The 26,730-nt window shown below is 72.1% G+C and carries 26 protein-coding genes; 11 read left to right on the forward strand and 15 right to left on the reverse strand.

Annotated elements, in window-relative coordinates; translation table 11 throughout:
- Window positions 1-91 precede the first annotated feature (91 nt).
- A complete protein-coding gene (locus AB0D59_RS14870) occupies window positions 92-853 on the forward strand; it encodes an SDR family NAD(P)-dependent oxidoreductase (protein WP_362564846.1) in 762 nt (253 codons plus the stop codon).
- Window positions 854-874: 21 nt separating this feature from the next.
- Here AB0D59_RS14870 and AB0D59_RS14875 read toward each other — a convergent pair whose 3' ends face one another.
- On the reverse strand, window positions 875-1,561 hold the full coding sequence (locus tag AB0D59_RS14875; RefSeq protein WP_362564847.1) for a glycoside hydrolase family 75 protein: 687 nt from the start codon (window positions 1,559-1,561) through the stop codon (window positions 875-877).
- A gap of 383 nt (window positions 1,562-1,944) precedes the next feature.
- On the opposite strand from AB0D59_RS14875, the gene AB0D59_RS14880 reads away from it, so the two are divergent.
- Window positions 1,945-2,907, forward strand: coding sequence for a fibronectin type III domain-containing protein (locus tag AB0D59_RS14880; RefSeq protein WP_362564849.1), 963 nt, complete (start codon window positions 1,945-1,947; stop codon window positions 2,905-2,907).
- Between the two features lie 167 nt (window positions 2,908-3,074).
- Window positions 3,075-3,629 (forward strand): hypothetical protein, encoded by a 555-nt coding sequence (locus tag AB0D59_RS14885; RefSeq protein ID WP_362564851.1) that lies wholly within the window; start codon window positions 3,075-3,077, stop codon window positions 3,627-3,629.
- A 6-nt stretch (window positions 3,630-3,635) separates the two neighbouring features.
- Here AB0D59_RS14885 and AB0D59_RS14890 read toward each other — a convergent pair whose 3' ends face one another.
- The 4 genes from AB0D59_RS14890 to AB0D59_RS14905 form a co-directional block, all read right to left on the reverse strand.
- Window positions 3,636-4,178, reverse strand: a complete 543-nt coding sequence (locus AB0D59_RS14890; protein ID WP_362564853.1) for a PadR family transcriptional regulator — start codon at window positions 4,176-4,178, stop codon at window positions 3,636-3,638.
- Between the two features lie 22 nt (window positions 4,179-4,200).
- On the reverse strand, window positions 4,201-6,216 hold the full coding sequence (locus AB0D59_RS14895; protein ID WP_362564855.1) for an NADPH-dependent 2,4-dienoyl-CoA reductase: 2,016 nt from the start codon (window positions 6,214-6,216) through the stop codon (window positions 4,201-4,203).
- Window positions 6,217-6,321: 105 nt separating this feature from the next.
- Window positions 6,322-6,690, reverse strand: a complete 369-nt coding sequence (locus AB0D59_RS14900; protein WP_362564856.1) for a hypothetical protein — start codon at window positions 6,688-6,690, stop codon at window positions 6,322-6,324.
- Window positions 6,691-6,802: 112 nt separating this feature from the next.
- Window positions 6,803-7,672: a hypothetical protein gene (locus AB0D59_RS14905; protein ID WP_362564858.1), complete on the reverse strand. Its 870-nt coding sequence runs from the start codon at window positions 7,670-7,672 to the stop codon at window positions 6,803-6,805.
- A gap of 274 nt (window positions 7,673-7,946) precedes the next feature.
- Here AB0D59_RS14905 and AB0D59_RS14910 point away from each other — a divergent pair, with 274 nt between their 5' ends.
- Window positions 7,947-10,025: a SpoIIE family protein phosphatase gene (locus tag AB0D59_RS14910; protein ID WP_362564860.1), complete on the forward strand. Its 2,079-nt coding sequence runs from the start codon at window positions 7,947-7,949 to the stop codon at window positions 10,023-10,025.
- 211 nt (window positions 10,026-10,236) lie between these two features.
- On the opposite strand, the gene AB0D59_RS14915 is transcribed toward AB0D59_RS14910, so the two are convergent.
- Together AB0D59_RS14915 and AB0D59_RS14920 are read right to left on the reverse strand one after the other, a co-directional pair.
- A complete protein-coding gene (locus tag AB0D59_RS14915; protein WP_362564862.1) occupies window positions 10,237-11,022 on the reverse strand; it encodes a putative protein N(5)-glutamine methyltransferase in 786 nt (261 codons plus the stop codon).
- A gap of 25 nt (window positions 11,023-11,047) precedes the next feature.
- Complete coding sequence (locus AB0D59_RS14920; protein WP_362564864.1) at window positions 11,048-12,112, reverse strand: hypothetical protein; 1,065 nt, start codon at window positions 12,110-12,112, stop codon at window positions 11,048-11,050.
- A 135-nt stretch (window positions 12,113-12,247) separates the two neighbouring features.
- On the opposite strand from AB0D59_RS14920, the gene AB0D59_RS14925 reads away from it, so the two are divergent.
- Window positions 12,248-12,691, forward strand: coding sequence for a MarR family winged helix-turn-helix transcriptional regulator (locus tag AB0D59_RS14925; RefSeq protein WP_362564866.1), 444 nt, complete (start codon window positions 12,248-12,250; stop codon window positions 12,689-12,691).
- Here AB0D59_RS14925 and AB0D59_RS14930 read toward each other — a convergent pair.
- Together AB0D59_RS14930 and AB0D59_RS14935 are read right to left on the reverse strand one after the other, a co-directional pair.
- On the reverse strand, window positions 12,652-13,401 hold the full coding sequence (locus AB0D59_RS14930; protein WP_362564868.1) for a GNAT family N-acetyltransferase: 750 nt from the start codon (window positions 13,399-13,401) through the stop codon (window positions 12,652-12,654). The genes AB0D59_RS14925 and AB0D59_RS14930 overlap by 40 nt on opposite strands.
- Complete coding sequence (locus AB0D59_RS14935) at window positions 13,398-14,321, reverse strand: NADP-dependent oxidoreductase (RefSeq protein WP_362564869.1); 924 nt, start codon at window positions 14,319-14,321, stop codon at window positions 13,398-13,400. The genes AB0D59_RS14930 and AB0D59_RS14935 overlap by 4 nt, the downstream gene beginning before the upstream one ends.
- Before the next feature lie 402 nt (window positions 14,322-14,723).
- Between AB0D59_RS14935 and AB0D59_RS14940 the strand changes: the two genes are divergently transcribed.
- The 5 genes from AB0D59_RS14940 to AB0D59_RS14960 all read left to right on the forward strand — a co-directional run bounded on the left by AB0D59_RS14940 (window position 14,724) and on the right by AB0D59_RS14960 (window position 19,081).
- Entirely contained in the window at window positions 14,724-15,311 is a 588-nt protein-coding gene (locus AB0D59_RS14940; protein WP_362564871.1) for a DUF3592 domain-containing protein, read from the forward strand.
- Window positions 15,312-15,565: 254 nt separating this feature from the next.
- On the forward strand, window positions 15,566-16,534 hold the full coding sequence (locus tag AB0D59_RS14945) for an acetylxylan esterase (protein ID WP_362564873.1): 969 nt from the start codon (window positions 15,566-15,568) through the stop codon (window positions 16,532-16,534).
- 22 nt (window positions 16,535-16,556) lie between these two features.
- Entirely contained in the window at window positions 16,557-16,961 is a 405-nt protein-coding gene (locus AB0D59_RS14950; RefSeq protein ID WP_362564875.1) for a nuclear transport factor 2 family protein, read from the forward strand.
- An 89-nt stretch (window positions 16,962-17,050) separates the two neighbouring features.
- Window positions 17,051-18,217: a serine hydrolase domain-containing protein gene (locus tag AB0D59_RS14955; protein WP_362564877.1), complete on the forward strand. Its 1,167-nt coding sequence runs from the start codon at window positions 17,051-17,053 to the stop codon at window positions 18,215-18,217.
- A gap of 120 nt (window positions 18,218-18,337) precedes the next feature.
- Window positions 18,338-19,081, forward strand: a complete 744-nt coding sequence (locus AB0D59_RS14960; RefSeq protein ID WP_362564878.1) for a GntR family transcriptional regulator — start codon at window positions 18,338-18,340, stop codon at window positions 19,079-19,081.
- Here AB0D59_RS14960 and AB0D59_RS14965 read toward each other — a convergent pair.
- The 6 genes from AB0D59_RS14965 to AB0D59_RS14990 all read right to left on the reverse strand — a co-directional run bounded on the left by AB0D59_RS14965 (window position 19,051) and on the right by AB0D59_RS14990 (window position 26,115).
- A complete protein-coding gene (locus AB0D59_RS14965; protein WP_362564880.1) occupies window positions 19,051-19,809 on the reverse strand; it encodes a class I SAM-dependent methyltransferase in 759 nt (252 codons plus the stop codon). The genes AB0D59_RS14960 and AB0D59_RS14965 overlap by 31 nt on opposite strands.
- A gap of 69 nt (window positions 19,810-19,878) precedes the next feature.
- Window positions 19,879-21,792: a hypothetical protein gene (locus AB0D59_RS14970; protein ID WP_362564882.1), complete on the reverse strand. Its 1,914-nt coding sequence runs from the start codon at window positions 21,790-21,792 to the stop codon at window positions 19,879-19,881.
- A 282-nt stretch (window positions 21,793-22,074) separates the two neighbouring features.
- A complete protein-coding gene (locus tag AB0D59_RS14975) occupies window positions 22,075-22,836 on the reverse strand; it encodes an SDR family NAD(P)-dependent oxidoreductase (protein WP_362564884.1) in 762 nt (253 codons plus the stop codon).
- Window positions 22,833-24,134 carry a histidinol dehydrogenase gene (hisD, locus tag AB0D59_RS14980; RefSeq protein WP_362564886.1) on the reverse strand — a complete coding sequence of 434 codons (1,302 nt, stop codon included), beginning with the start codon at window positions 24,132-24,134 and terminating at the stop codon, window positions 22,833-22,835. Before hisD ends, AB0D59_RS14975 begins: the two co-directional genes overlap by 4 nt.
- A gap of 29 nt (window positions 24,135-24,163) precedes the next feature.
- A complete protein-coding gene (locus tag AB0D59_RS14985; protein ID WP_362564888.1) occupies window positions 24,164-25,099 on the reverse strand; it encodes a VOC family protein in 936 nt (311 codons plus the stop codon).
- Entirely contained in the window at window positions 25,096-26,115 is a 1,020-nt protein-coding gene (locus AB0D59_RS14990; protein WP_362564889.1) for a fumarylacetoacetate hydrolase family protein, read from the reverse strand. The genes AB0D59_RS14985 and AB0D59_RS14990 overlap by 4 nt, the downstream gene beginning before the upstream one ends.
- 242 nt (window positions 26,116-26,357) lie before the next feature.
- On the opposite strand from AB0D59_RS14990, the gene AB0D59_RS14995 reads away from it, so the two are divergent.
- Entirely contained in the window at window positions 26,358-26,663 is a 306-nt protein-coding gene (locus AB0D59_RS14995) for an antibiotic biosynthesis monooxygenase (RefSeq protein ID WP_362564891.1), read from the forward strand.
- Window positions 26,664-26,730: the final 67 nt, after the last annotated feature.

Here is a 26,730-nt window from a genome sequence, read left to right on the forward strand (position 1 = left end):
ACGACTTTATGTCAGTCACCGCCATTAAGTCGTATGGTGTGCCCGTCACCGGGCGCGGGGCGCCCTCGAACCCACCTGATGGGAGCACCACATGGCCAGCGGACTCGACGGGCGCGCCGTCATCGTCACCGGCGCGGGATCGGGGATCGGGCGGGCCGCCGCCCTGGCCTTCGCCAGGGAGGGCGCCCGGGTCGTGGTCGCCGACCTGAACGCCGAGGGAGCGGGCGCCGCGGTCAAGGAGATCGAGGAGGCGGGCGGTACGGCCGTCGCCGTCACCGGCGACCTCAGCGAGCGGTCCGTGGTCGACGAGGTGGTCGCGACCGCCGTGGCGCGGTTCGGCGCGGTGGACGTACTGGTGAACAACGCCGGGATCATGGACCGGATGTCGGCGCTGGGCGAGGTGAGCGACGCGGAGTGGGAGCGGGTGATACGGGTCAACCTCACCGCGCCGTTCCTGCTCACCCGCGCCGTGCTGCCGCACATGCTGGCGGCGGGCCGGGGCGCGATCGTCAACACCGCCTCCGAGGCCGGTCTGCGCGGCAGCGCGGCCGGCGCGGCCTACACGGCCTCGAAGCACGGTGTCGTCGGTCTGACCAAGAACCTGGCGGTGATGTACCGCAACCAGGGCATCCGGGCCAACGCCATCGCGCCCGGCGGCACCAGGACCGGGATCCAGATCGACCTGGCGGACGGCGCCCACGGGCCGGCCGCGCTCGGCCCGTACTTCGGCAATGTCGGCCAGGTCTCCGAGCCCGAGGAGCAGGCGGCCGCGATCGTCTTCCTGGCCTCGGACGCGGCCGGCAACATCAACGGCGCGATCCTGCCGGTGGACAACGGCTGGGCGGCCGTCTGACCCCCTGCCGGGGGCGGCCGGTCAGCCGCCCTCGGCGAACAGCGCCGCCAGACGTTCTCCTTCCGCCTGCGCCGCGTCGTGGTCCTCGATGGGTTTGACCTCGGAATCCTTGAAGACGATGTAGGTGACGCCGGACGGCACCCCACCGGCGCGCGGGTCGGGGTCCACGCCCAGACCCTTCGCGGTGGCGTACGACGCCTCGCCGATGATGTCGCTCGGTCCCGTGTCGCCGACGACGGCGTACTGCACCCGGTCCTTGTAGATCACGGCGGCGATCGCACCGCCCCGGATGCCGTGCGCCCGGTAGTCCCAGCGGCTGCTGGGGCCGGGTACGACGACATAGGGCAGCGTCTCCGCGTTGAGGTGACTGCCGTCGGACTGCTGGAAGGCGGTGGCGGCGGAGAACGCCGGGTCGGCGGTGCGGTTGCAGTGGGCGGTGATCTGGCCGTCGCAGTCGATGTCGAGGTCGGCCTCCCAGAAGACGGCCTGCTCGGTGCCGCACACGGGGACGGTGGCGGCGGTTCCGGCGTCGGTGCGATAGCGGCTCTTGGAGACCTCGGTGCAGTCGCGCATCCGGGCTCGCAGGTCGGTGGCGGTGATGCGGTGCCGTGCTCCGGGGGCGGTGAGCGAGGCGGCGGGGGCGGACAGTGTGGTCGGGGCGAGCAGGGCGGCGCCGGCCGTGGCCAGCGTCAGCGTCTGGAGACGCACGATGAGGGACCCTCTCCGTGGGGGACATGGAGCCAACCGGTCCAATGTGGTGGGGACGAGGCGGCCGGGCCAGGAAGCGGAGGCCGTACAGGGCCGATCGGAGCAACGAACTGACACTCCGTGAGAATCCGTCAGGGGCCGGGGCGTCGAGCCGGTGTCAGCCCGCTCGCCCCGGCCGCCCGCGTCGGCGCGGGATCAGCGACGACAGCGTTCCGCGCCACGGGCGCGAACTCCCCTTCCCTCTCGGGAAGTTCGGCCGTAGAACCCTCAGCATACGTAACTCTCCCCCGCTGTCTGCAATACGGCCCTCTTGATGTCCCACCGCGGGCAGGTCATATTGGTCCGGACCTTTGCCGTCCTGCCGTCCCCGGGGAGGCGGAACCGTGCGCCGAGTTGTCGTCCTGGTCTGCGCCCTGCTGTTCATGACCTCCTGCGGCTGGGGCGGGGCCGCCGACGGCGACAGCGGCCGGCTGCCCGGCGCCCCCACGGGGGTCACCGCGGCGGCCGGGAGCGCGACGAGCGTGCATGTGATGTGGAACGCGTTGCCGGCCGGTTCGGGCGTCCGCGTCTACGAGGTGTATCGCGGCGCCACGAAGGTCGTCGAAGTGCCGGGGTCGCAGCACATGGTGGACGTCACCAGGCTCAGGCCGTCCACCATGTATGCCTTCACCGTCCGGGCGCGGGGCGACGACGGCAGCCTCGGCCCGCGCAGCCGTGCGGTGCGGGCGACGACGCCGGCGGTGGTCGCGGCGGACCGCTCGGCGCCGACCCGTCCGATGCACCCGAGCGGCCGGGCCGTGGGCAGCCGTGCGGTGCAGCTGTCCTGGGGCGCCGCCAAGGACGACCGGGCGGTGGTGTCGTACGACATCTACCAGGGCGGTGCGAAGATCCACAGTGTGGGCGGGAACCAGACCGCGACGGTGGTCACGGGGCTGCGGCCGGGTACGCGCTATGTGTTCACCGTCCGGGCCCGGGACGCCGCCGACAACCTCTCGCCGTCCGGCGCGGCGGTGCGCCTGGCCACACCGGGCAGCGACGACGGCCGGAACACCGCGCCGACCGGGTTCACAGCGCAGAGCCACGAGGAGAGCGGGGCGTACTACCTCGACCTGGCCTGGGATCCGCCTCGCCTGGACGGGGTGATCACGGAGTACCAGATCCGGCTCGACAGCGGTACGACGACCTCGCTGGTCTGGGGCGGCACTCCGCCCAAAGGCCACTCGACCTACAGCTTCTATGTGGGGCGGGACCATGGAGTGGTGCACCATGTGCGGCTGCGGGCGCGGCTGCCGGACGGAACCTGGGGCGGGTGGTCGGCGCAGCGCGCCGTCACGACGGGGGCGTGAACCGCATACCGGCCTGGGCCGGACGAAGGAATAGATCACCTGGACGGCCGCCCCCGGGTGCGGCGCGGGCCGCGCCCGCTTTGGCTGACCCTGAGGCAGCACGGGAGTCTCCGATCCTCGGCGGCGCAAGGGACGTTCCGCCTACCGTGCCGCCGGAGGGCAGCCACATGCGAAACTCACGACTTCTCCTCCGCTCCGGCCTGACCCTGGCGGCCGCCGCCGCGCTCCCGACCTGGCTCGCGGGACCGTCCGCCGCGCTCTCGGGCATCTCGGTGAGCACCACCGGCACCACGGTCTCGGTGGTCACCAGCGCCTGCACGCAGAGCGGCGGCAGCTGGGGCAGCGCCTCGCTGCTCAACAGCGGTCAGACCGCCTTCGCCCAGGGGCGGCAGGCGGCCCTGGCGGGCACCACGGTGAGCCAGTCCGCCGCCTGGTCCGGCGTGTCGCCGGGCACCTACACGGTGGTCGTCGTCTGCTCCAACGGCGGAACGGCGGGCACCCAGTCGGTGATCGTGTCCGGAACCGCCGCGGCGCCGACGACGCCGACGACCTCCTCCACCACCAGGTCGGCCGCGCCCTCCCGGGGCGTGATGGGCGGGCTGGGCGGTGCCGCCCGCGACTACGGCCCGCTCACGCTGGGCATCGGCGCGGCGCTGGTCGGCTCGGGCGTCATCGCCACCGGCTGGTACCTGCGCAAGCGCTCGAAGCCGTACCGGCTCTGACCCCGCTCAGGTCTCCGGGAGTTCCCCGACCTCCCGCAGGGCCTCGTTGAGCCACTGCGTCCAGAAGGACTCCAGGTCGATGCCGGCCCGCAGCACCAGGTGCCGCAGCCGGTCCTCGGGGGCGTCCTTGCCCGGCGGGAAATCGCGCCGCTGGATCTCCTCGTACTCGGCCAACTGCCTTTGGTGCAACTCCAGATGGCGGCGCAGATCGGCTTCGATTCCGCCGGTGCCGACGACCGCCGCCGCGCGCAGCCGCAGCAGCAGCACGTCCCGCTGCGGCTTGGGGTCCTGGGCGGCGGCGGTCCAGCGGGCGAGTTCGGCACGGCCCGCGGGCAGGACCTCGTAGCTCTTCTTCTGCCCGCGGGCAGGCTGTTCGGCCGGCAGGGTGCGGATGTAGCCCTCGGCCTCCAGCTTTCCCAGCTCGCGGTAGATCTGCTGGTGCGTGGCCGACCAGAAGTAGCCGATCGACCTGTCGAACCTGCGGGTCAGCTCCAGCCCCGACGACGGCTTCTCTAGCAGGGCGGTGAGGATCGCGTGCGGGAGTGACATGGGCTCATCCTAGGGACGGCCCCTACAGGGCGGCCGCCAGCTCGGTGCCCTGCTTGATGGCTCGCTTGGCGTCCAGCTCGGCGGCGACGTCGGCACCGCCGATGACGTGTGCGCTGCAGCCGGCGGCTACCAGCTCCTCGTACAGGTCCCGGCGCGGTTCCTGCCCGGTGCACAGCACGACGGTGTCGACCTCCAGGACGGTGCTCTCCCCGTCGACGGTGACATGCAGCCCGGCGTCGTCGATCAGGTCGTACCGCACGCCCGGGACCATGGTGACGCCCCGGTGCTTGAGTTCGGCGCGGTGGATCCAGCCGGTGGTCTTGCCGAGGCCGGCACCGACCTTGCCGGTCCGGCGCTGGAGCAGGTGGACGGTGCGCGGGGGCGCGGGGCGCTCGGGGGCGGCGAGGCCGCCGGGTGCCCGGTAGTCCATGTCGACGCCCCAGTGCCTGAAGTACGTCGCCGGGTCCTCGCTGGCCTTGTCGCCGCCGTCGGTGAGGTACTCGGCGACGTCGAAGCCGATGCCGCCGGCGCCGAGGATCGCGACCCGGTCGCCGACGGGGGCGCCGTCGCGCAGCACGTCGAGGTAGCCGAGGACTCGGGGGTGGTCGACGCCGGGGATGTCGGGGGTGCGCGGAGTGACGCCGGTGGCGACCACGACCTCGTCGTAGCCGGTGACGTCCTCGGGCTCGACGGTCGTGTTCAGGCGCACGTCCACGCCGTGGGCGTCGAGCTGGTGGCGGAAGTAGCGCAGGGTCTCGTCGAACTCCTGCTTGCCGGGGACCTTGCGGGCCACGTTCAGCTGGCCGCCGATCTCGGCCGCCGCGTCGAACAGGGTGACCTGGTGGCCGCGTTCGGCGGCGGAGACCGCACAGGCGAGGCCGGCCGGTCCCGCGCCGACGACCGCGACGCGCTTGCGCCGCCGGGTCGGGGCGAGGACCAGTTCGGTCTCGTGGCAGGCGCGCGGGTTGACCAGGCAGGAGGTGATCTTGCCGCTGAAGGTGTGGTCGAGGCAGGCCTGGTTGCAGCCGATGCAGGTGTTGATGGCCTCGGGCGTGCCGGCCGCGGCCTTGGCGACGAAGTCGGGGTCGGCGAGCATCGGGCGGGCCACCGAGACCATGTCCGCGCCGCCTTCGGCGAGCAACTCCTCGGCGAGTTCCGGGGTGTTGATGCGGTTGGTGGTGACCAGCGGGACGGAGACCTCGCCCATCAGCCGCTTGGTGACCCAGGTGTAGGCGCCGCGCGGCACCGAGGTGGCGATGGTGGGGATCCGGGCCTCGTGCCAGCCGATGCCGGTGTTGATGATGGTCGCCCCGGCGGCCTCCACGGCCTGGGCGAGGGTGATCACCTCGTCGAGGGAGGAGCCGCCGGGCACCAGGTCCAGCATGGACAGCCGGTAGACGATGATGAAGTCCGCGCCGACGGCCTCGCGCACCCGCCGGACGATCTCGACGGGGAACCGCATCCGGTTCTCGTAGGACCGGCCCCAGCGGTCGGTGCGGTGGTTGGTCCGGGCGGCGATGAACTCGTTGACGAGGTAGCCCTCGGAGCCCATGATCTCGACGCCGTCGTAGCCGGCCTGCCGGGCGAGGCGGGCGGCACGGACGTAGTCGTCGATGGTCCGCTCGATGTCCTCGTCGGTGAGTTCACGGGGCGGGAAGGGGCTGATCGGGGCCTGGAGCGGGCTGGGCGCGACGAGGCCCCGGTGGTAGGCGTAACGGCCGAAGTGCAGGATCTGCATCGCGATCCGGCCGCCCTCGCGGTGCACGGCCTCGGTGACGGCGCGGTGCTGTCCGGCCTCTTCCTCCGTGGTGAGCTTGGCGCCGCCCTCGTACGGCCGGCCCTCCTCGTTGGGCGCGATGCCGCCGGTGACGATGAGGCCCACTCCCCCCCGGGCCCGGGCCGCGTAGAACTCCGCCATCCGCTCGAAGCCGCGCTCGGCCTCCTCCAGGCCCACGTGCATGGAGCCCATGAGCACGCGGTTGGGCAGAGTGGTGAAACCCAGGTCGAGGGGTTTCAGCAGATGCGGGTAACGGCTCATCGGAACCTCCGTGCGCGGTGTCTTCGCATCAGTTCTAAAGGACCGCGCACGGATTATGCAACTAGTTGCACAAAGGCTCCGGGGTGACGTGTCTCAGATCACCGGTCACCGGCTTTCGAGCAGAACGTGCAGCTCCCTCTCCTGGTCGCCCGAGGCGGAGGACAGGCTGCGCACCGCGAACAGGGAGTCGAGGGTCGTACGGAGCCGGTCGATCGCCCAGTAGCCGCCCTGCGCGTCGGCCTCGACCGAGGCCGCGAGCCGGGGCGGCGGGGTGCACTCGTGGGCGTCGGTGACCTCGAACGTGCCGAGCCACACCATCGGGCGGGACTCGTGGAGCTGCTGGGGCACGTCCTCGGCCTCCCGGTCGGACTCGAAGCACTGGCACAGCGCGTCGAACACGATCCGGGCGTCTTCCTTGCTGCATCCGCTGATCTCAAGCGAGACGGGTTCCTCGTGCAGTCGCTCAGGACCCATGGTGATCGCTCCTCTCATGGCGATGGCGCGGCCTCACGGGTTCCCCCGCGAACCGCGCCATGCCAACAGAAAAGCACCGATTTCCGGGTGGTGCACCACCCGGGCAGGGAACTCAGCCCCGCGTGAACCTGTACGTCTTGCTGTCCGTGAGGATGCAGAACCCGGGCGACATCACGATGACGCGCAGGGTGCCGCTGCGCCGGTCGTAGTCGATGCCCTCGGCCTCGAAGGTGCCCGAGCAGGAGCTGCGCAGCGGGAGCTGGCGCAGCGCGGTGACATGACCGGTGACGTTGCTCGACCCGGGCTGGGCGGACAGGTCGATCTGCAGGAGCGGCTTGGTGTAGCCGAAGAGGCTGCCGTCCGGGTCGTCCGAGGAGCACAGCAGCGTGGTCGCGCCGGAGAAGTCGCAGCCCTGGACGTCACGCACGGCGTGGTCCAGGTTGACGACGGACGCCAGCGGGAGGTTCGCGGACGGCGAGGTGCTCTTGTTGACGCCCGGGGTCGGGAAGACCAGGAAGCGGGTCATCGTGCCGTACTCGCCGGAGAGCATGTACTGGCCGTCGGGCGAGATGGCGTTCCAGGAGTTGTTGAGGGCCTCTCCGGAGGCGAGCGTGTGCACGTACTCCGACCAGGCGCCACCGGGGGCCTGGACCCGGTACATCTTGGCGGTGCCGGAGTCGGCCTGATACGGCTCGACGTAGTAGCCGTCGTACGACTCGTCGGGGTCGCCGACGTGGTTCCAGCCGCGGCTGGAGACGCTGACCGGGATGGTGCCGACGCCGGTGTAGCGGTTGGCGCTGTTGGCAGGGACCTCGACCGAGGTCAGACCCTGGCTTTCGGTGAGCGGGTCGGCGCGGTCGGAGCCGGTCTCGGTCCAGGTGTCGGCGGCGGACGCCGGGCCGGTCGAGAGGGTGAAGGCCGCGGCGAGGGCGATCAGGGCGGTCAGCCCTGCGCGACAACGTTGCCGGGTGGACGCGGGCATGGAAGCCTACTCCTCGGTTCGGGGGGTGGGACGCGCGTGCGGCGGTCAGTCTGGCGTGCCCCTGACAGACATGTACAGACCAATGACGGAACGGGAAGGTGAACTCACGCCCGTGCCGCCCCGGTGGTCGTTTCGCTGTTACGGATGCCGTCGTGTTGAGAGATGGTGGAAAAGTCGGCGGCGGCGTCGGAGAGTCAGGTGTGAGCGCGGTAGAACAAGGGGAGTCGGCACGGGGGACGGCGTGCCGTGCGGAGGTTCGAAGGCGGTGCGTGGGATGAGTCCAGCCGAGGCTTCAGCGGCCGAGGGCGAGGAGCCGGTGCGCGGACCCGTGCGTCCGGGCGGGCTGCTCGACGTCCTCGGCATGGCCTCGGTCGTGCTGGACGCCAAGGGGCGCATCGTGCTGTGGAGCCCCCAGGCCGAGGAGCTGTTCGGCTACTCGGCCCGCGAGGCGCTCGGGCAGTACGCGGCCCGGCTGATGGTGGACGAACGCCATATCGGTCTGGTCGGCAAGCTGTTCGCGGACGTGATGAGCACCGGGCAGAGCTGGGCGGGCGGCTTCCCGATCCGGCACAAGGACGGTTCCACCCATGTGGTGGAGTTCCGCAACATGCGGCTCACGGACGACAACGGCGACGTGTTCGCGCTGGGTCTGGCCGCCGACCAGTCGACGGTGCGCCGGCTGGAGCAGGACGTGGCGCTGTCCGAACGGATCGTGAAGCAGTCGCCGATCGGGCTGGCCGTCCTCGACACGCAGCTGCGGTTCGTCTCCGTCAACCCGGCACTGGAGCGGATCAACGGGGTCCCGGCCGAGGAGCACGTGGGACGGACGCTCCGCGAGGTGCTGCCGCTCATGGATGCCGACGCCCTGGAGTCGGCGTACCTGCAGGTGCTGCAGACCGGCGAGCCGGTGATCGACCAGTCCGCGGTGGGCCGCACGCCGGCCGACCCGGACGAGGAGCACATCTGGTCGCTGTCGGTCTACCGGCTGGAGGACGCTCTGGACAACGTCCTGGGCGTGGCGACCTCGGTGGTGGACATCACCGAGCCGTACCGGGCCGGTGTCGAGGCCGAGAACGCGCGCCGGCGCCTGGCCGTGATCGCCGACGCCTCGACCCGGATCGGTACCACCCTGGACCTGGAGCGCACCGCAGCCGAGCTGGCCGACGTCGCCGTGCCGGAGCTGGCCGACGTGGCGGCCGTGGACCTGCTGGACACGGTGGTCGAGGGCCGGCGCAGCACACTCGGACCGGCGGAGCCTGCCATGCTCCGCGCTCTCGCCGTGCACGCGGAGCAGGAGGCGGACGCGGTGCAGGCGGCCGACGCGCCGGGCACGGTCGCCCGGTACGCCCCGGACCAGCTGGTCACCGAGTGCGTACGGACCGGTGAGGCGGTGCTGGTGCCGCAGGTCAAGGACGAGGACCTGCCGAGGATCGCCCGCTCCCCCGAGGCGGCCGTGCTGCTGGGGCGGGCCGGCCTGCACTCGTATCTGGCCGTTCCGCTGATCGCCCGTGGCGAGGTGCTGGGGGCCCTCGACCTCAAGCGCACCCGCAATCCGGCGCCCTTCGACGACGACGATCTGCTGCTGGCCCGGGAACTGGCCGGCCGCGCGGCCGTGCAGATCGACAACGCCCGCTGGTACCAGAACGCCCGCACGACCGCCCTCACCCTCCAGCGCAGTCTGCTGCCCACGCATCCCCGGGTCACCACCGGCCTGGAGGTCGCCTCCCGCTACCAGCCGGCGGGCGAGACCGTCGAGGTGGGCGGCGACTGGTTCGACGTGATCCCGCTGGACGGCGGCAGAACGGCCCTGGTGGTGGGCGACGTGATGGGCAGCGGCATCAACGCGGCCGCGACGATGGGCCGCCTGCGCACCGCGACCACCACCCTGGCCGCGCTGGGCCTGGATCCGGCCGTGCTGCTGGAGCACCTGGACAAGACCACCTCGGGCCTCGATCACTCCATCGCGACCTGCGTGTACGCCGTGCACGACCCCCGGCTGCGCCAGTGCCGGATCGCCAACGCGGGCCATCTGCCCCCGGCCCGGCTCCGCCCCGGCCGGCCGCCGGAACTGCTCGACCTGCCCACCGGGGTCCCGCTGGGCGTCGGCGGCATCCCCTTCGCCACGACGACCGTGGACTTCGAGCCCGGCGACGAGCTGGTGTTCTACACCGACGGTCTGGTCGAGACCCGCCGCCACTCGCTGGACGAGCGGCTGGACGCGCTACTGGCACTCCTCGACGATCCCGCCCGCCCGCTGGAGGAGGTCTGCGACCTGCTGTTGCGGGAGCTGCACCACCCGGACAACCACGACGACGTGGCGCTGCTCATCGCGCGGGCCCAGGAACTGCCGTAGCCGAGACGGTCGACAGCCCCGGATCCGCGGCACGCGGATTCATCGCATTCACAGGGACTGATTACCGAGTTCTGATGGGCGAACTCCCGCAATCACACAGAGAGGCATGCATCGCTGTGCCGCGGGCCGTTCGCCGATGGGAGCGAGCCGTGACGCCCGAACCGGAGCACGAACACCGTCGTGACGGCGGCCTGGTCCTGGCTGGTCCTGGCTAGTCCTGGTCCCGTACGCCGATCACGACGTTGGCGTACAGCTCCTCCGAGACCGCGAGCCGGGCGGTCAGACCGGCGGCGGCGAAGGCCTCGACGGCCGCCTCTGCCTGGCGCTCGCTGGTCTCGACGAGGACGCAGCCGCCGGGCGCTAGCCACTCGGGCGCCCCGGCGGCGACCCTGCGCAGCACGTCGAGGCCGTCGCCGCCGCCGTCGAGGGCGACCAGCGGCTCGTGGTCGCGGGCCTCGGCCGGCAGCAGGCCCACCTCGCCGCTGGGGACGTAGGGCACGTTGGCCGCGAGGATGCCGATCCGGCCGCGCAGGGCGGCGGGCAGCGCTTCGAACAGGTCTCCGAGGTGTGCGTGACCGCCGTAGGAGGCGATGTTGCGCCGGGCGCAGCCGACCGCGGCCGGGTCGATGTCGGCGGCATGCAGTTCGGTGTCCCCGAGGGCGGCGGCGAGGGCCGCGCCCACCGCGCCGGAGCCGCAGCACAGGTCCACGACGACGGAGGCGTCCGGGGCCTGCACCAGGGCCTCACCGACCAGGAACTCGGTACGGCGGCGGGGCACGAACACGCCCGGTTCCACGAGCACCCGCAGCCCGTGGAAGCCGGCCCAGCCGAGGACGTGTTCGAGGGGCTGTCCGGCGGCGCGCCGGTCCACCATCGTGACCAGCTCGTCCGGGGTGCCGGCGGTGGCGAGGATCAGCTCCGCCTCGTCCTCGGCGAAGACGCAGCCCGCGGCACGCAGCGCGGAGACGACGGCGGTGGTGTCCGAGAGTGAGAGCATCGCCGAGAGCCTATCCGGCCGCCGGTCACACGCCGACCGTTTCTTCTTCTTCCGCTTCGGTCTCGGCCTCGGCCTCGGCCACCTCCGCCGTGTGCCCGGCGGGCGAGTCCGGTACGGCCATGCGTGCGGCCGGGGCCTTGGCCCGCTCGTAGGCCGCCGCGACCGCGGTGACCGCGAGGCCGACCAGCAGCCAGACGACGAGGGTCCACACGTCGCGGCCCAGGCCGTCGTCGCCGAAGTACAGCAGGCTGCGGATGCCCTCGACGAAGCCGGCGCCGTTCCAGAAGGCGTGCAGGGTGCCGAAGAAGCCGTTCTGCAGCTCGGGGCGGAACAACCCGCCGGAGCTGGTGAAGTTGAGCATGACGAACAGCACCATCATGGCCAGCGTGGTCCACCGCTTCAGGAAGGTGTGCAGGCCTACGCCGATGAGCAGGATGCCCGCCGAGTAGAGCCAGGCCATGCCCCAGACGCCGGCCAGGGCGTGGTGGGCGAGGTGGAAGACCGGTCCGGCGAGCAGCGCGCCGATGCCGCTGACGACGGCGGAGACGCCGAGCGCGAGCAGGGCGCGTATCCGCATGGGGAGCGTGCCGCCGGCCGCGCCGAGCGCGGCGACCGAGGCGTAGGAGCCGATGCTCACCGCGATGAGCAGGAAGAACAGGCCCTGTCCTGTGGGGTCGTCGGCGACCGGCCGGGCCACGTCGGTGACCTTGAGCGGGACGCCCTCCTCGGCGGCGACGGGGGTGAAGACCTTCTCGACGGCGGTGGCGCCCATGTCGGAGGCGGCGCTCGCGACCAGCAGTTCCGGCGCCTTGGCGCTCGGCACATAGGCGCCGGTGACGGTACGGGACGTCAGCAGGTGGACGGCCGCGGTACGGGTCGGGACGGTGCGGACGTCGAGCCGGTCACCCGCGGTGTCCTTGACGGTCTGCGCGAACACCTTCGCCTCCGGTCCGGCGCCGACCACGGCGACGGGCAGGTGATTCGGCTCCGGGTGGACGAACGCACCCATGTACGCCAGCCCCATGCCGAGGCACATCAGCAGCGGGGTGATCAGGTGCGTGAGCACATGGCGCAGTGCCGGTGACCTCATCGCGTACGACCTCCATACCTTCCGGGCAAACTGGTTGGCTTATACAACTCACACTCAAGTTGTACTCTACAACTAGAACGTCGGAGGAGGTATTCCCATGCGGGATTTGCTGGTGCCACCGTCGAAGGTCCTCCCTTGACGGCGGCGGAGACGGCCGTCGAGACCATCCAGCGCGAGATGACGGCCTTCGCGCGCCGGGCCCGGGCGTCCGCCGGGCGTATGCACCCCGAGCTGTCGCTGGTGTCGTACACGCTCCTCGGGCATCTGGAGGAGCGCGGCGGCTGCCGGGCGACCGACCTGGCCGCGCACTACGCGCTGGACAAGTCGACGGTCAGCCGGCAGGTGGGGGCGCTGGAGCGGGCTGGGCTGATCGAGCGGCGCCTGGACCCGGAGGACCATCGGGTCCAGGTGCTGCATCTCACGGACGCCGGGCAGGAGATCCTCGCCCAGGTCACGCGCAGCCGCCGGGCCGCGTTCCGGGAGCGGCTGGCGGACTGGCCGGAGGAGGACCTGGTCAGGTTCGCCGGATACCTGGAGCGCTACAACGCCGGGACGTCCGCGGGCACCGGCGAGGACTGACCGGACGTCTGCGGCACCCGGGCCGCGAGGAAGGCGGTACGGCGGCGCAGCCGGAAGCCGAGGGACTCGTACAGCCGGATCGCGGTGGTGTTCTCGGCGCCGGTGTGCAGGAACGGCGTCTCGCCGCGGGCCCGGATGCCGTACGCGACCGCGCGGATCAGCCGGGTCGCCAGACCCTCGCCGCGGTACGCCGCGTCGGTGCAGACGGCGCTGATCTCCGTCCAGCCCGGCGGGTGCAGCCGCTCCCCCGCCATCGCGATCAGCCGGCCGTCCCGGCGGATGCCCAGGTAGGTGCCCAGCTCGACGGTACGGGGCAGGAACGGACCGGGCCTGGTGCGCTCGACCAGGTCGAGCATCTCGGGTACGTCGGCGGGGCCGAGGCGGACCGCCTGCGGCTCCGGGACGGCGTCCATGCCCTCGTCCACCAGCTGCACGCCCGCGAGGTTCATGGTGAGCTCCCAGCCGTCGGGAAGCTCACCCTGGAAGCCGGCCAGCCCGACCTCCGCACCCGGTCCGGCCAGGGCGGCGAGGTCGGCCCAGTCCTCCGGGCCGGGATCGTCGGGCAGGGCCAGCCACGGAGAGACGTCCACGGGGTAGCGCAGCACCCGTCCACGTCGCTCGGCGAAGAGGGCGTGCGGGCCGGTGAGCGAGGCGAGGGCGGGGTTGTCCAGGACGTGCGGGGCGCCCGCGCCGGGGCTCGGGACGCTCATGCGGCGACCTCGATCACGATCTTGCCGCGGGCGTGCCCGTCCTCGACGGTGCGCAGTGCCTCGCCGGCCTCGTCGAGCGGGAAGGTCCGCGAGACGTACGGGTCGAGTTCACCGCCCAGGACGAGCTCGGCCACCTCGTCGAGGACGGCGGCGGTACGGGCGCGCGCGACCCGGCTGCCGCCCAGCGCGGCCACGGTGTCCGGGGCGGCGCCCGCGGTGATGAGCTTGGTGCGATCGGTGAGCAGGCCGGCCGCCTCGGCGAGCACCTCGCCTCCGATCAGGTCGTAGACGCCGTCCACGCCCTGGGGCGCGGCGGCCCGCACCCGCCCGGCGAGGCCGGGTCCGGAGGGCACGTGCACGGCGCCGAGCGACTCCACGAAGTCCTTCTTGGCCTCGCTCGCCACGCCCACGACCCGCAGCCCCCAGGCGCGGGCGATCTGCAGGACCGCCGCGCCGACTCCGCCGCCCGCACCGGTGACCAGCAGGGTCGCACCCTCGGGCAGGTCGAGCTGGCGCACCCCGTCGTAGGCGGTGGCCGCGGCGACCGGCAGGGTGGCGGCGTCGGTGAAGGACAGCGCGGCGGGCTTGTGCGCCGTCACGGACGCCGTCAGCAGGGCGTACTCGGCGAACGCGCCGGCGGGCGTGTTGCCGAAGACCTCGTCGCCGACCGCGAACCCGGTGACACCCTCACCGATCTCCTCGACCACTCCGGCGGCCTCGCTGCCGAGGACGACCGGGAAGCGCGCCTCGCCCTCGCCCGGGCGGCGGAAGCCGTTGCGCAGCTTCCAGTCGACGGGGTTGACCCCCGCCGCCCGCACCGCGACCAGCAGCTCGCCGGGGCCGGGAACGGGCCGGTCCACATCGGCGAAGGCCTCGCTCTCCGGCCCGCCGTGCCTGGTGTAGACGTACGCCTTGGGCATCGTTCTTCCTCGCTCTCTGATGCTGTCACCGGTGTCCCGGTACCGGCACTCTGCGGCAAGGACGATCGCCCGGCTGCTATTCCCGCACCCTGGGTTCGTTCATAAGGCCGCAATGATCGGGGCCCTGACCTGGGCCGGATCGGGCTGATCGGCTGACGGCGGCCGGCCGGCCGGCCTCGCGGGAGCGCGCGGGCCGGGTGCCTCGGGGCGCCGGGGCCGGGGGTGCGGCGCGCGGCGGAACCTTTGCTTCAGCCGGTGTCGCCTTCGTGGCTACGAGAGGTGGGCGGGGTACCCCGTACGGGGTACCAGATCGATGTGGACGCTCGCGTGCAAGGGGGGCACGCTGGGAGCTGCGGACCGGCTGTCCGGCCCTACGGCTCCCGTGGCGGCGAGGAGGTCGACATGCGTACCCGAGTGCGTGGCTGGCGCTGGCGGCACAACCCGCTGCGGCGCAAGTCCGACCTGGTGGAGGCATGGATCGCGCTGACCGTCGCGGTCCTGTTGTGCGTGGGCGCGCCCCTGGTGGGGGCGGTGGCCGGGCTGTGGGCCCATGAGCGGGCGCGGTCGGTGGCGACGGTGGAGCGGGCCGAGCGGCACATGGTCCGGGCGGTGGTCGTCGGGAACACCCCGGAGCAGCTGCCGTCGGTGGAGGGCGGTGACCGGGAGCACGCCTATCAGGCGGACGTCCGCTGGACCGAGCCCGGCAAGGGCACGAAGACCGCCCTGGCCCGGGTGCCGGCGGGGACCCGGGCCGGTGACACGGTGGACGTGTGGTTCGACCATCGGGGCCACGGTGTCGCCCCGCCACCCGACGAGGTCGCCGTCTGGCAGCACACGGTCACCGTGGGCCTGTGCGGGGCGGGTGGCGCCGCGGCCGTGGTGCTGCTCGGCCACGGCGTGGTCCGCCGGGTCGCGCTGCGGCACCGGCTCGCCGAGTGGGAGCAGGAGTGGGCCCGCACCGGCCCGGACTGGACCCGCGGCCGCGCCTGAGGCCCCGGCGAGATCCCGCGCCGCCGCCCGGGTCCGCGTCCGCGGTGACCCGACCACCTGTGGCGGCGGTCCCGCCGCCATGGATCTCCCTGCGCCCCCGCCGACGACCAGTCCGGCGCCCCTGACCAGCGGATCGACGGCCCAGGGCATGGGGTCACGGTGGGCGCCGGGCGGCACGGAGGCCTGGCGACTCGTCCGACCACCCACGTACGGTGTGATCATCCGCACGATCCCTTCGCCAAAGGCGGTTGTTGATGGCTCTGTTCGACCTTCCCTTCGACGAACTCCGCGAACACCGCAGCGCGTCGGTGGCGCCCGAGGACTTCGACGCCTTCTGGTCCAAGACCCTCCAGGAGGCCCGCGAGCACGACCTCGACGCCCGCTTCGAGCGGGTCGACACCGGGCTGTCCACGGTCGACGTGTACGACGTGACGTTCGCCGGGTTCGGCGGCCACCCGGTCAAGGGCTGGCTGCGGCTGCCGGCCGGGGCCACCGGGCCGCTGCCGCTGATCGTCGAGTTCATCGGCTACGGCGGCGGGCGCGGGCTGGCGCACGAGAACCTGCTGTGGGCGTCGACCGGGCGGGCGCACTTCGTGATGGACACCCGCGGCCAGGGCAGCGCCTGGGGCGGCGGGGGCGGCACCGCCGACCCGGTGGGCGGCGCGCCCGCCTTCCCCGGGTTCATGACGCGGGGCATCGACGCGCCCGAGAACTACTACTACCGCCGGGTGTACACGGACGCGGTCCGGGCGATCGAGGCGGCCCGCTCGCACCCGCTCACCGACCCGGCGCGGACGGTGGCGCTCGGCTCCAGCCAGGGCGGCGGGATCACCATCGCGGTCGGCGGTCTGGTCCCGGACCTGGTCGCGGTGGCGCCGGACGTGCCGTTCCTGTGCGACTTCCCGCGCGCCGTCACCCTGACGGACCGTCACCCGTACCGTGAGATCGCCCTGTTCCTCAAGACGCACCGCGGCCGCTCGGCGGACGTCCAGCGCACTCTGTCCTACTTCGACGGTGTGCACTTCGCGGCGCGCGGCCGGGCCCCGGCGCTGTTCTCGGCGGCCCTGGAGGACCAGACCTGCCCGCCGTCCACGGTGTTCTCTGCCTTCAACTCCTGGGCGCACGAGGACAAGGCGATCGAGGTGTACGACTTCAACGACCACGAGGGCGGCGGCCCGTACCACGAGGCGGCGAAGCTGCGCTGGCTGCGCAGCTACGCCTGAGGAGACGGAGGAGGCGCCGGAGATGGACACGCGCGAGGCCGCCGAGCGGTTCGTCCGGGTCTGGGAACGGGGCTGGGCCACGCACGACGTGGAAGCGCTGCTCGCCCTGTACGCCGAGGACTGCGAGCACCGCTCGATGCCGTTCCGCGAACCGCACCGGGGCCGGGACGGGCTCGCCGCCTATCTGCGCTGGTCGTTCGAAGCGGAGCGGGTGACGGACGTGCGGTTCTCCGCGCCCCTGGTCGGGCCCGACGGGGTCGCGGTGGCCGAGTTCCGGGTGCTCTCCGAGGAGAGCGGTACGGCGGCCACGCTGGCCGGGTGTGTGTTCGTGCGTTTCGACGGGCGGGGCCTGGCGGTGGCGAGCCGCGACTACTGGCACACCACGGAGGGACATCAGGAGCCGTACGGAGGTCTCTTCCTCCACTGACCTTCCCTCCAGTCCGACCAGTCGGTACGTTCGGGGTGCCCGGGCCGCAGCGTCGCGGTCCGGGTTTTCCGGCGTACGACGGAGGGCGCATGTCCGAGCACGAGCCACCGGTCCACGGTCACTGCGAGCCGCGTTTCGCGGCGGTGCGGGAGGCGTTCGAGGAGAACTTCCGGGACCGGGAGGAGCTGGGCGCCGCCGTGGCGGTGACGGTCGACGGCGAGACGGTCGTGGATCTGTGGGGCGGCTGGGCGGATCCGGGGCGCGGCCGGCCGTGGGAGCGGGACACCCTGGTGAACGTCTGGTCGACGACCAAGGGCCCGGTCGCCCTGTGCGCACACATCCTGGCGGACCGGGGGCTGCTCGACCTCGACGCGCCCGTGGCCGAGTACTGGCCGGAGTTCGCGGCGGCGGGCAAGGAGCGGGTGCTCGTCCGGCATCTGCTCTCGCACCGCGCCGGCCTGTCCGGCCTGCGGGAGCCGCACTCGCTCCAGCAGCTGTACGACTGGGAGCTGACGACCGCCCGGCTGGCGGCGACGGAGCCCTGGTGGGAGCCGGGCACCCGGTCCGGGTATCACGCGATGACCTACGGCTTCCTGGTCGGCGAGGTGGTGCGGCGGGTGTCGGGGCTGCGGCCGGGGGCGTTCCTGGAGCGGGAGGTGACCGGGCCGCTGGGCATCGACTTCACCGTCGGGCTGCCGGAGAAGGAGGCCGGGCGGGCGGCGGTGCTGGACCATCCACGGGTCCTGTCGGACAGTGAACAGGCTGCGATCTTCAGCCAGTTGGCGCCCGCGGCGGTGGCGGCCCTGGCCAACCCGGGGGTGGGCGCGAGCGCGGCGAACACCCCGGAGTGGCGGGCGGCCGAGATCCCGGCGGCCAACGGTCACGGCACGGCCCGGGCGGTCGCCGCGCTGTACGGCGTGTTCGCGGGCCGGGGCGAGTACGGCGGCCTGCGCCTGCTGTCGCCGGCGGCAGCCGAGCGGGTGCGCGAGGGACAGGGCAGCTGCCGTGACCTGGTGCTCGGGGCGGGTTTCGCGCACGAGACCGAGGTGGCGCTCGGCCTGTGGCTGAGCGGGGCGAACGGCTCGTACGGGCCGAACCCACGGGCATTCGGCCACGACGGGTTCGGCGGTTCGTGCGGACTGGCCGACCCGGAGGCGGGGGTCTCACTGGGGTACGTGATGAACCGGATGGGGCCGCGGATCGCGGATGATCCACGGAAGACGGCCCTGGTGGAGGCCCTCTACGCGAGCCTGTGAGGCCGGTTCGGTTTCGGCCGAACCTGTGAGCCGCCCTTCCCTGTTGGTTTAGACCAATGCTAGATCTGGTCGCGCAATGAGCCCGCACGGCTACGTCTTGTCACCAACAGGAGGCGCGGCATGGCCCGCACCACCCAGCACGACCACTCCGAGAGCGAAGAGCAGCCCCTGTACGGGCGGATCGCGGCACAGCTCCTCGGCGAGCTGCGCGACGGCACCATCCCGCCGGGCGAACGGCTGCCCGGGGAAAGACAGTTGGCACAGCACTTCGGCGTCAGCCGGGAGACGGTCCGGCAGGCGCTGGAGGTGCTGCGCCACAGCGGTCTGGTCGCCACCGACCGGCGGGGCAGTCACGCCACGCTGCGCGGCCGGCCGGTGGAGAGCCCGGTGTCCCTGGCGTTCCCGGTGGGCGCCGGGACCACGGAGCACGGCGCGGTCGACCGGGCCACCGTCACCTGGGAGGAGCCACCGCCGGAACACGCGGCGGCACTGGGTCTCGCCCCGCACCGGCCCACCCTGGTCCACCGCTACGAATCCGCTTTCCCCGACGGCCGCGCCCTGCGCACCGCCGTGACCTCCTTCTCGGCCGTCGCCCTGACCGAGGTCGAGGAGCTGGGCCGCTACCGGGACCGGGCCGACGGCACGGCCGCCGCCCAACTGCGCCGGGCCTACGACTGGATGCGCAAGGCCGGCCTCACCCTGCACCACAGGGACTCGATCAGCCAGATCGCGGACGCGGCCTCGGTCCTGGTGACCCGCCGGGTGCACGACCAGTACGCCCGCCCGCTGGAGATCACCGACCTCGTGGTGGACGCCCAGCAGGACACGCTGATCTACGAGTTCACGGTACCGGCCGCGGGCTGACCTGTGCCGGTCTTCCTGGCCACGACGAGCCGGGCACGCGGGCTGCCGTCGTCACGCCGGCCGAACTCGGGCAGCGCGCACAGCTCCACCGAGAATCCCGCCCGCTCCAACTCCCCCAGCACGGACCCGAATCGGAAGGCGCGGTAGTACATGACGAACGGCGGCCGCCACAGGGCGTTGCGCACCCGCATCACGGCGTCGAAGCCGAGCAGCGTCCAGAAACCGAGGCCGGTGGGCCGGAGCGGCGCCAGCACCGGGAAGGCGAAGGTGCCGTCCGGCCGCAGTACCGAGTGCACCTGGCCGAGGAGACCGGGCAGCTCCCGGGGCAGGAAGTGCCCGAACGCCCCGAAGCTGACCACGAGGTCGAAGGCGGCCCCGAACGGCAGGGCCCGGGCGTCGGCCCGTACCCAGTGGGCCTCCGGCCCGTCGGGCGGGGGCAGCCGCCGGGCGATGTCGAGCATGCCGGCGCTGAAGTCGACGCCGGTGACGCTGTTCCGGCACGCCCGGGCCAGCACGTCCAGACCGGCGCCGGTGCCGCAGCACAGGTCGAGGCCGTCCGTGAACGGGCCGAGCGGGGTGAGCGCCTTGGCGACCGCCTCCAGGACCGGGTCCGGGGTCCGGAAGGGGGTGTGGTCGAACTTGGGGGCCAGCAGGTCGTAGCCGCGCTCGACCGAGGACAGGGCCTGGACGGTGAGCTCGCGGAGGCTCGGGCCATCGGGGCTGAACATCCGGCCAGCTTACGGGAGCGCACGGCGCGGGCGCGGACCCTTCCAGAGCCGCGCCTGCGCCGCCCGGTGTCAGGCCACGGTGAGCGTCAGGGCGCCCGTAAAGGTGGAGCCGGCGGTGAGGGCGGTCTCGGTGCCGTCCACCGTCAGCTTCACCGTCCTGCCGCGCGGCGCGCGTACGGCCGCGTCGGCGGCGAGGGTGAGGCTGGTCAGGTACGAGGTGCCGGTGACCGTCCAGGTCGAGCCGCTGTTCAGTCGGACGACGACGCCGTTGTTGACGGCGGCCTGCACGGTGTTGGTGACGATGCCCAACTCGTAGAAGGTGGACGAGTCGATCGAGGTCACCCGGTGCTTGGCCCTGGTCGCCGAGATGACGCCCTCGACGCTGGAGTCCTCGAAGGCGAGGACCATGTTCTTGCCGCCCCGCATGCCGTTGTAGAAGTCGCCCTTCAGGCCGATGGAGCTGAAGGTGGCGGCGCCGTCGGTGGAGTGGACGGCGGTGACGTCGAAGGAGGAGTCCTTGGTCGGGTCGGTGGTGGGCTCGGTGTAGACGCCGATGTTCATCATCTTGCCGTTGACGTTGACCGGACCCGGATCGTCCAGCTCGATCATCTGGAGGATGACGCCGTCGCTCGGGTTGAGCCGGGCACCCTGGGAGCCGTCGACCGAGATCGCCGTCTGCTGGCCCTTGTTGAGGAAGGTGGCCCGCTCGGAGTTGACGACGGTGCCGCCGTCCAGGGTGAGTTGCCCGGCGCCGAAGAACATGTAGCCGAAGTGACCGGAGTTCACGACCGTGCTGCGCACCGGCACCCTCGCCAACTCGGCCTCGGACAGCTCGAGTTCCAGCTCGGTGTTGAGTGCGGCGACCGCCTCGCGGGTGCTGTCGCCGTAGTGCACGACGGCGGCCGGGCCGGCGATGATCGTCGCGTAGGAACCGACGTCGAAGCGGGAGCCGAGCACGCGGACGGTGGCGTCGCCGATGGCGTAGGTGCCGTAGCCGTACTCGCCGGTGTTGCCGACATGGCTGTTGATAGCGGTCAGTTTCAGCCCGCTGCCACCCTCCACCGACAGCGCGCCCCACGTCTCGGAGAAGACGGTCGAGTTGAGGTAGGTGGCGATGCTGTTCTTTCCGATGAGGTTGGTGGCGCGGACGTTGCCGTCGAGGCCGAGCATCCAGGGCACGGACTCCATGTACGGGGTCTCGACGGTGGCCTGGTAGTCGGCGGGCAGCACGCCGTTGCGGGCGCGCAGGAAGGAGTCCTTGACGAGGACGTTGGCGCCGCCGTTGGCGATGACCGTGGTTCGGACCACGCCCTTGTTGCTGATCCGGGCGCCGTCCACGACCAGCTTGGTCGCGGAGCCGTCGCCGACCACGGCCGCGCCGTACCCGGCGAAGTCCGAACGGCCGTTGCCGGTCAGGGAGATGGTGGGGCTCTGCAGGGTGTAGCCGCCACTCTCGACGTAGACGCCGTTGAAGCACTCGCCCGTGGAGGTGATCGCCACGTTCCGGGCGGCGGCGTCGGTGACCTTGCCGCCGCGTACCGCGGACAGCACCGACTTCGCGGAGTCGACCCCGTCGGGGCCGACGTAGAGGGCCTGCCGGAAGGGGAAGGTGAGCGTCTCGTAGGTGACGTCGTTGGACCCGGCGACCGTGAGGACGACGTCGCCGCGGTAGGTGCCGGCCTGGATGAGGGTCGCGGTGCCGCCGGTTCCGGTGAGCAGCTGGCCGGTCTCCACGCCGTCGACGGTGAGGCTGATGTCGTACCCGTCCGGGGCGGCGATCCTGCCGCCGTCGCCGATGGTCAGCAGGCTGACCCTGGTGGTCGCGGCGAGTTCGTAGGTCTCCCCCGCACCGACGGAGAGCGTGCCGCCCGACGCCTTCGGCGCGGCGGTGGCGGTGGCGGTGCCGGAGGCGACCGGAACGAGCACGGCCGCCGCTGTGGCGGAACCGGCGATCAGGAAGGAGCGTCGGGATGTCAGCGTCATTGCAGGCCTTTCCACGGGTGGAGTGCGCCGTCGCGCAGAGTCACGGGTCGCCCGTCGAGACCGAGGCGACGAAGGCACTTGAGGTGTGCAGGTGGGAGTGAAGCAGCGTGGCGAAACCTGGGACAGGCCTGGCGCACACGCATCCCTGAACCCGATGCCTTCGATCGTGCCGCCCGCTTCATGGCGATCACACAGAGTGGCCACAGTCCGTGCCAGTGTGCACGCATGACGGCGAGGCGGACGGCCTGCGCGCCGTTCGCCTCGCCTTACTCGTGTGGGTGATTACGCCGGTGCGACCATCCCCGCCGACAGGTCGATGTCCGCCCCGCACAGTCCGGGCATCGCGAGCATCGCCACCAGGGCCTCGGCGACCTCGTCCGCCTCGACGAGCCGGCCGAGCGCGGCCCGGGAGACGAAGTCGCGTTCCGCCTCCTCGACGGTGCCGCCCGTGAGTTCGGCCGCGAGCCGGAAGTTGCGGTCCATCCGCGGACCCCGTACCGGGCCCGGGGAGAGGGAGTTGACCGCGACCCCCTGGGGGCCGACCTCGCCCGCGAGGGTCCGGGTGAGGCCGATCAGGGCCATCTTGGAGGCGGTGTACGGCGTGCGGTGGAGCAGCGGCCGCTTGCCGCTGACCGAGGCGACGTTGACGATGTCACCGCGTCCCGCGGCCAGCATGGGCGGCAGAAAGGCCCGGCACATGAGGTAGACGCCGCGGACGTTGACGGCGAACACGTCGTCCCACTCGTCGGGTTCGATGTCGACGAGCGGCCGCACCGGTCCCGCGACACCAGCGTTGTTGACGAGCAACGACACGTCTTCGCCCGCGAGTTGGCGGTTCAGGGTGCGCACGGACGCCGGGTCGCAGACGTCGCACACCGCCGTGCGGGCCGCCTCCCCCACCTTGGCCGCCGCCTCGGCGAGGGCCTGCTCGTTCCGGCCGACGAGGACCACCCGGGCACCGGCGTCGGCGAGTGCCAGTGCGAACGCCCGGCCCAGCGGGCCTCCGCCGCCGGTGATCAGGGCCGTACGGCCGTCCAGGCTCACCCTTCGTTCCAGGGCAGCTCGTCGCCCGCGGCCTGCGCGGCCCGTACGTCGCCGGAGCGGGCGTGGCCCTCGAAGAGCTCGACCCGGGAGGCGCGTCCGCACAGCCGCCCGAGCAGTGCCTGCGAGGCGGTGTCGGTGACTTCCTGGTAGGTGACCGTCTTCAGGTACTTCCCCACCCACAGGCCGCCGGTGTAGCGGGCGGCACCACGTGTGGGCAGCACATGGTTCGTGCCGATCACCTTGTCGCCGAACGACACACAGGTGCCCTCGCCGAGAAACAGCGCGCCGTACTGGGTCATCTTCTCCAGAGCCAGCCGCGGCTCGGCGGTGAGCACCTCCACGTGCTCGAAGGCGAACGCGTCGGCGAGGGCGTACAGCTCGTCGAGGGTGTCGACGACATGGACCTGGCCGTGGTCGCGCCAGGCGGGCCCGGCGTAGTCGCGGGTGGGCATGGAGGGCAGGATCCGCTCGACCTCGGCGATGGTCTTCTCGGCGACCTCACGGGACGTGGTGACGAGGACGGCCGGGGAGTCCGGGCCGTGCTCGGCCTGGGAGAGCAGGTCGACCGCGCAGACGAACGGGTCCGCCTGCTCGTCGGCGAGGACCAGGATCTCGGTGGGCCCGGCGAACAGGTCGATGCCGATCTCGCCGAACAGCTGGCGTTTGGCCTCGGCCACATAGGCGTTGCCGGGTCCGGCGATCAGGTTGACCGGCTCCATGGTGTCGGTGCCCACGGCCATCGCGGCCACCGCCTGGACCCCGCCGAGCAGCCAGATCTCGTCGGCGCCTGCGAGGTGCATGGCGGCGACCGTGGCGGCGGGGATCTCGCCGTGGATGGGCGGGGTGCAGGCGACCACGCGCGGTACGCCCGCCACCTTGGCGGTGACGATGGTCATGTGGGCGGAGGCGGTGAGCGGGTACCGGCCGCCGGGGATGTAGGCGCCGGCCGCCTGCACCGGGATGTGCTTCTGCCCGAGCCGTACGCCCGGGAGCGTCTCCACCTCGAACGCGCGCAGGGAGTCCCGCTGGTGGCGGGCGAAGCCACGGACCTGTTCCTGCACGAACCTGATGTCGTCGATGACCTGCCGGGGCACCGAGGCGACGATCCTCTCGACCTCCTCGGCGCTCAGCCGGAAGGACTCGGGGCTCCACTGGTCGAACTTCTCGGAGTACGCGCGGACGGCCGTGTCACCGCGTTCACGGATGTCCGCGATGACGCCGGCCACGGTGGTGCGCACCTGGTCGAGGGAGGCGGCCACCTCGGCCCCGGGCACGGCGTGCTTCAGGATCTCTGCCACAACTACGGCCTTTCTCAGGAGGATCGGGGTCACACCGGGGGCGCTTCGAAGAGCACGTCGGGGTCGTTGAACTGCTCCTTGGCGACCGACTCGCTCATCGGGTCGGCGGTGCCCCACTGGTCCTGGGTGACCGGGTCGGCCACGTCGTGCCGGTCGGGGTGCCACAGGTCCTCTTCGAGGACGGCGAGTTCGGTGGTGTACTCGACGGTGTTGCCGTGCGGGTCGTGGAAGTACGAGAAGGTGTTGTCGCCCGCCAGGTGCCGTCCCGGCCCCCAGGTGAGCCGGGTCCCGGCGCGCAGTGCCCGCCCGGTGCCGCGCATGTACTCCTCCACCCCGCGCATCTCGAACGAGGCGTGGTGCAGCGACACATGGGGCCCGCGTGCGATGGCGAAGGAGTGGTGCAGCGGGCTGCACCGCAGGAAGTACATGAGGTCACCCATGTGCGTGGAGTACAGGGTGTCGGTGAGCCGGAAGCCCAGGTGCCGGACGTAGAAGTCCCGCAGCCCTTCCGGGTCCTGGGAGTTGACCACACAGTGCGAGAGCCGGACGGGGATGGCCTCGCGCTCCTCTATCCTGCGGTGAGTGCGGGTGGCCACGTCCGCCGAGACCTCGACGACCCGCCCGTCGGGGTCGAAGAAGCGCAGCCCGTAGCCGCCACCGGGGGTGTCCAGCGCCCGGGGCTCGTGGATGATCCGCACTCCGGCGTGGCCGAGCCTTGTCGCCAGTTCGTCGACCGCCACGGCCGACACCGCGCCGAAGGCGACGAGGTCCATCCGCTTCCGCTCGTCCGCGCGGATGCGGACGATGTACTGCTCGGGGCTGCCCTCGGCGGCGAAGAACGCGATTCCGTTGTCGTTCGCCACCTCGGTCAGGCCCCAGGTGGTGCCGTAGAAGGCGCGCTGGGTGGCGAAGTCCGGTACGGCCAGGTCGACATGGCGCAGATGGCTGACGGGCTGGAAGCTCATGGGTGGCTCCTGACGGTGTTGCGCTGGCGGCCGAGGCCGGTGATCTCCGCCTCGATCACGTCTCCGGGCCTGAGGAAGACGCCCCAGTGCGCGCCGTTGCCGGCCGGGGAGCCGGTGAGCAGCAGGTCGCCGGGGCGCAGGGTGGTGGTCATGGAGGCGTAGGCGATCAGTCGCGGAATGTCGAAGATCATGTCCTTGGTGGACTCGTCCTGCCGGACCACCCCGTTGTGCCGCAGCGTGATCCTCAGATCGCCCGGGTCGCCGACGAAGTCCGCGGGGACCAGGAAGGGGCCGGTCGGCAGGAAGGTGTCGGCGTTCTTGGCGGTGAACCAGTCGGTGCCGATGGCCTTCAGGTCGGGCCGGTAGAGCCGGTCGCGGGTCGTCAGGTCGTTGCTGATCGTGTACCCGGCGACGTACGACATCGCCTCCTCGGCCGGGATGTCCTTCCCCGGCTTCCCGATGACCAGGGCCAGTTCGAGTTCCCAGTCGTGCTGGTCGCCGAGCGCGGGGAGCACGATGTCGTCGTAGGGGCCGCACAGCGCGCGCGGTGAGCCGAGGAAGAGGTACGGGACTCCGGCGCGGATCCGTTCGTCCATCATCTTCTCGGCGTCGGCGCGGGCCTCCTGCGGGGTGGCGCCGTGCACGCTCTCCTTCTCGGCGGCGACCAGATCGACCACGTGTTTGCGGTAGTTGGCGCCGCTCTGCAGGATCTGGCCCGGCTCGATCGGTGTCAGGACCCGCAGGGCGGCCAGGTCGTGCCAGATGCCGTCGGCTTCTGCGTCGGGGTCGGGGTCGGCGTCGGCGTCGGCGTCGGCGTCGGCGTCGGCGTCGGCGGCCAGATCGTGGAGCCGGGGCAGCCAGGTGTCCCAGTCCTCGACCAGGGCGCGTACCGACGCCACCAGGCCGGAGAGGTCGCGGACCCGCGCGCCGGCGACCAGCCCGGGGAAGGCGGCCGCGCCGTCGCTGAAGGTGCCGAGCGCGAAAGGACCGGCGGGGGAGGGAAAGGGTTCGGGCACGGGCGGCTCTCCTCGTACGGGTGCGGGCTCGCCTTCGACGCTAGGCACCGCACGCGGTCGGCGGAAATGGCCGTTGGCGATGGCTGCCATCGCCCGCGGTTCCGCCCCGTGCCCGCACCGACGTGCGGCGCCGCCATCGCCGTACGGGATGGATGCCGTCCCCCTTGCCGATGCCTCGATCCGTTGACCCTGCACGGACCGCCGACCAGGCTCGATGCCACCCCGAACCCGAGGAGAACACCGTGGTGGTCGAGCATGCGGAGCTGACCGTCGAGGAAGGCCGGGAGGCCGAGTTCGCGGAGGTCTTCGGCAAGGCCCGCGAGGTGCTCGCCGAGGCCGGCGGTTTCCGCTGGGCGGAGCTGCTGCGCTGCGACGAACGGCCGCGGAACTTCCTGTTGCTGGTCGGCTGGGAGTCGGTCGAGGCGCACACGGTCGGCTTCCGGGCGTCGGAGCGGTTCGCGCGCTGGCGGGCCCTGGTCGGCCCGTTCTTCGCCGCGCCGCCGGCCGTCGAGCACTACCACGAGCTGGGCCCGCGCTTCACCGGCTGACAGCCGCAGGTCGCTGCTCCCTTGTCTTTCTCCCTTTTCTTTCTCCTCTGAGGTCTTTCTACTGTGA

It is taken from the genome of Streptomyces sp. NPDC048417 (assembly GCF_040651615.1).
Lineage (GTDB): Bacteria > Actinomycetota > Actinomycetes > Streptomycetales > Streptomycetaceae > Streptomyces.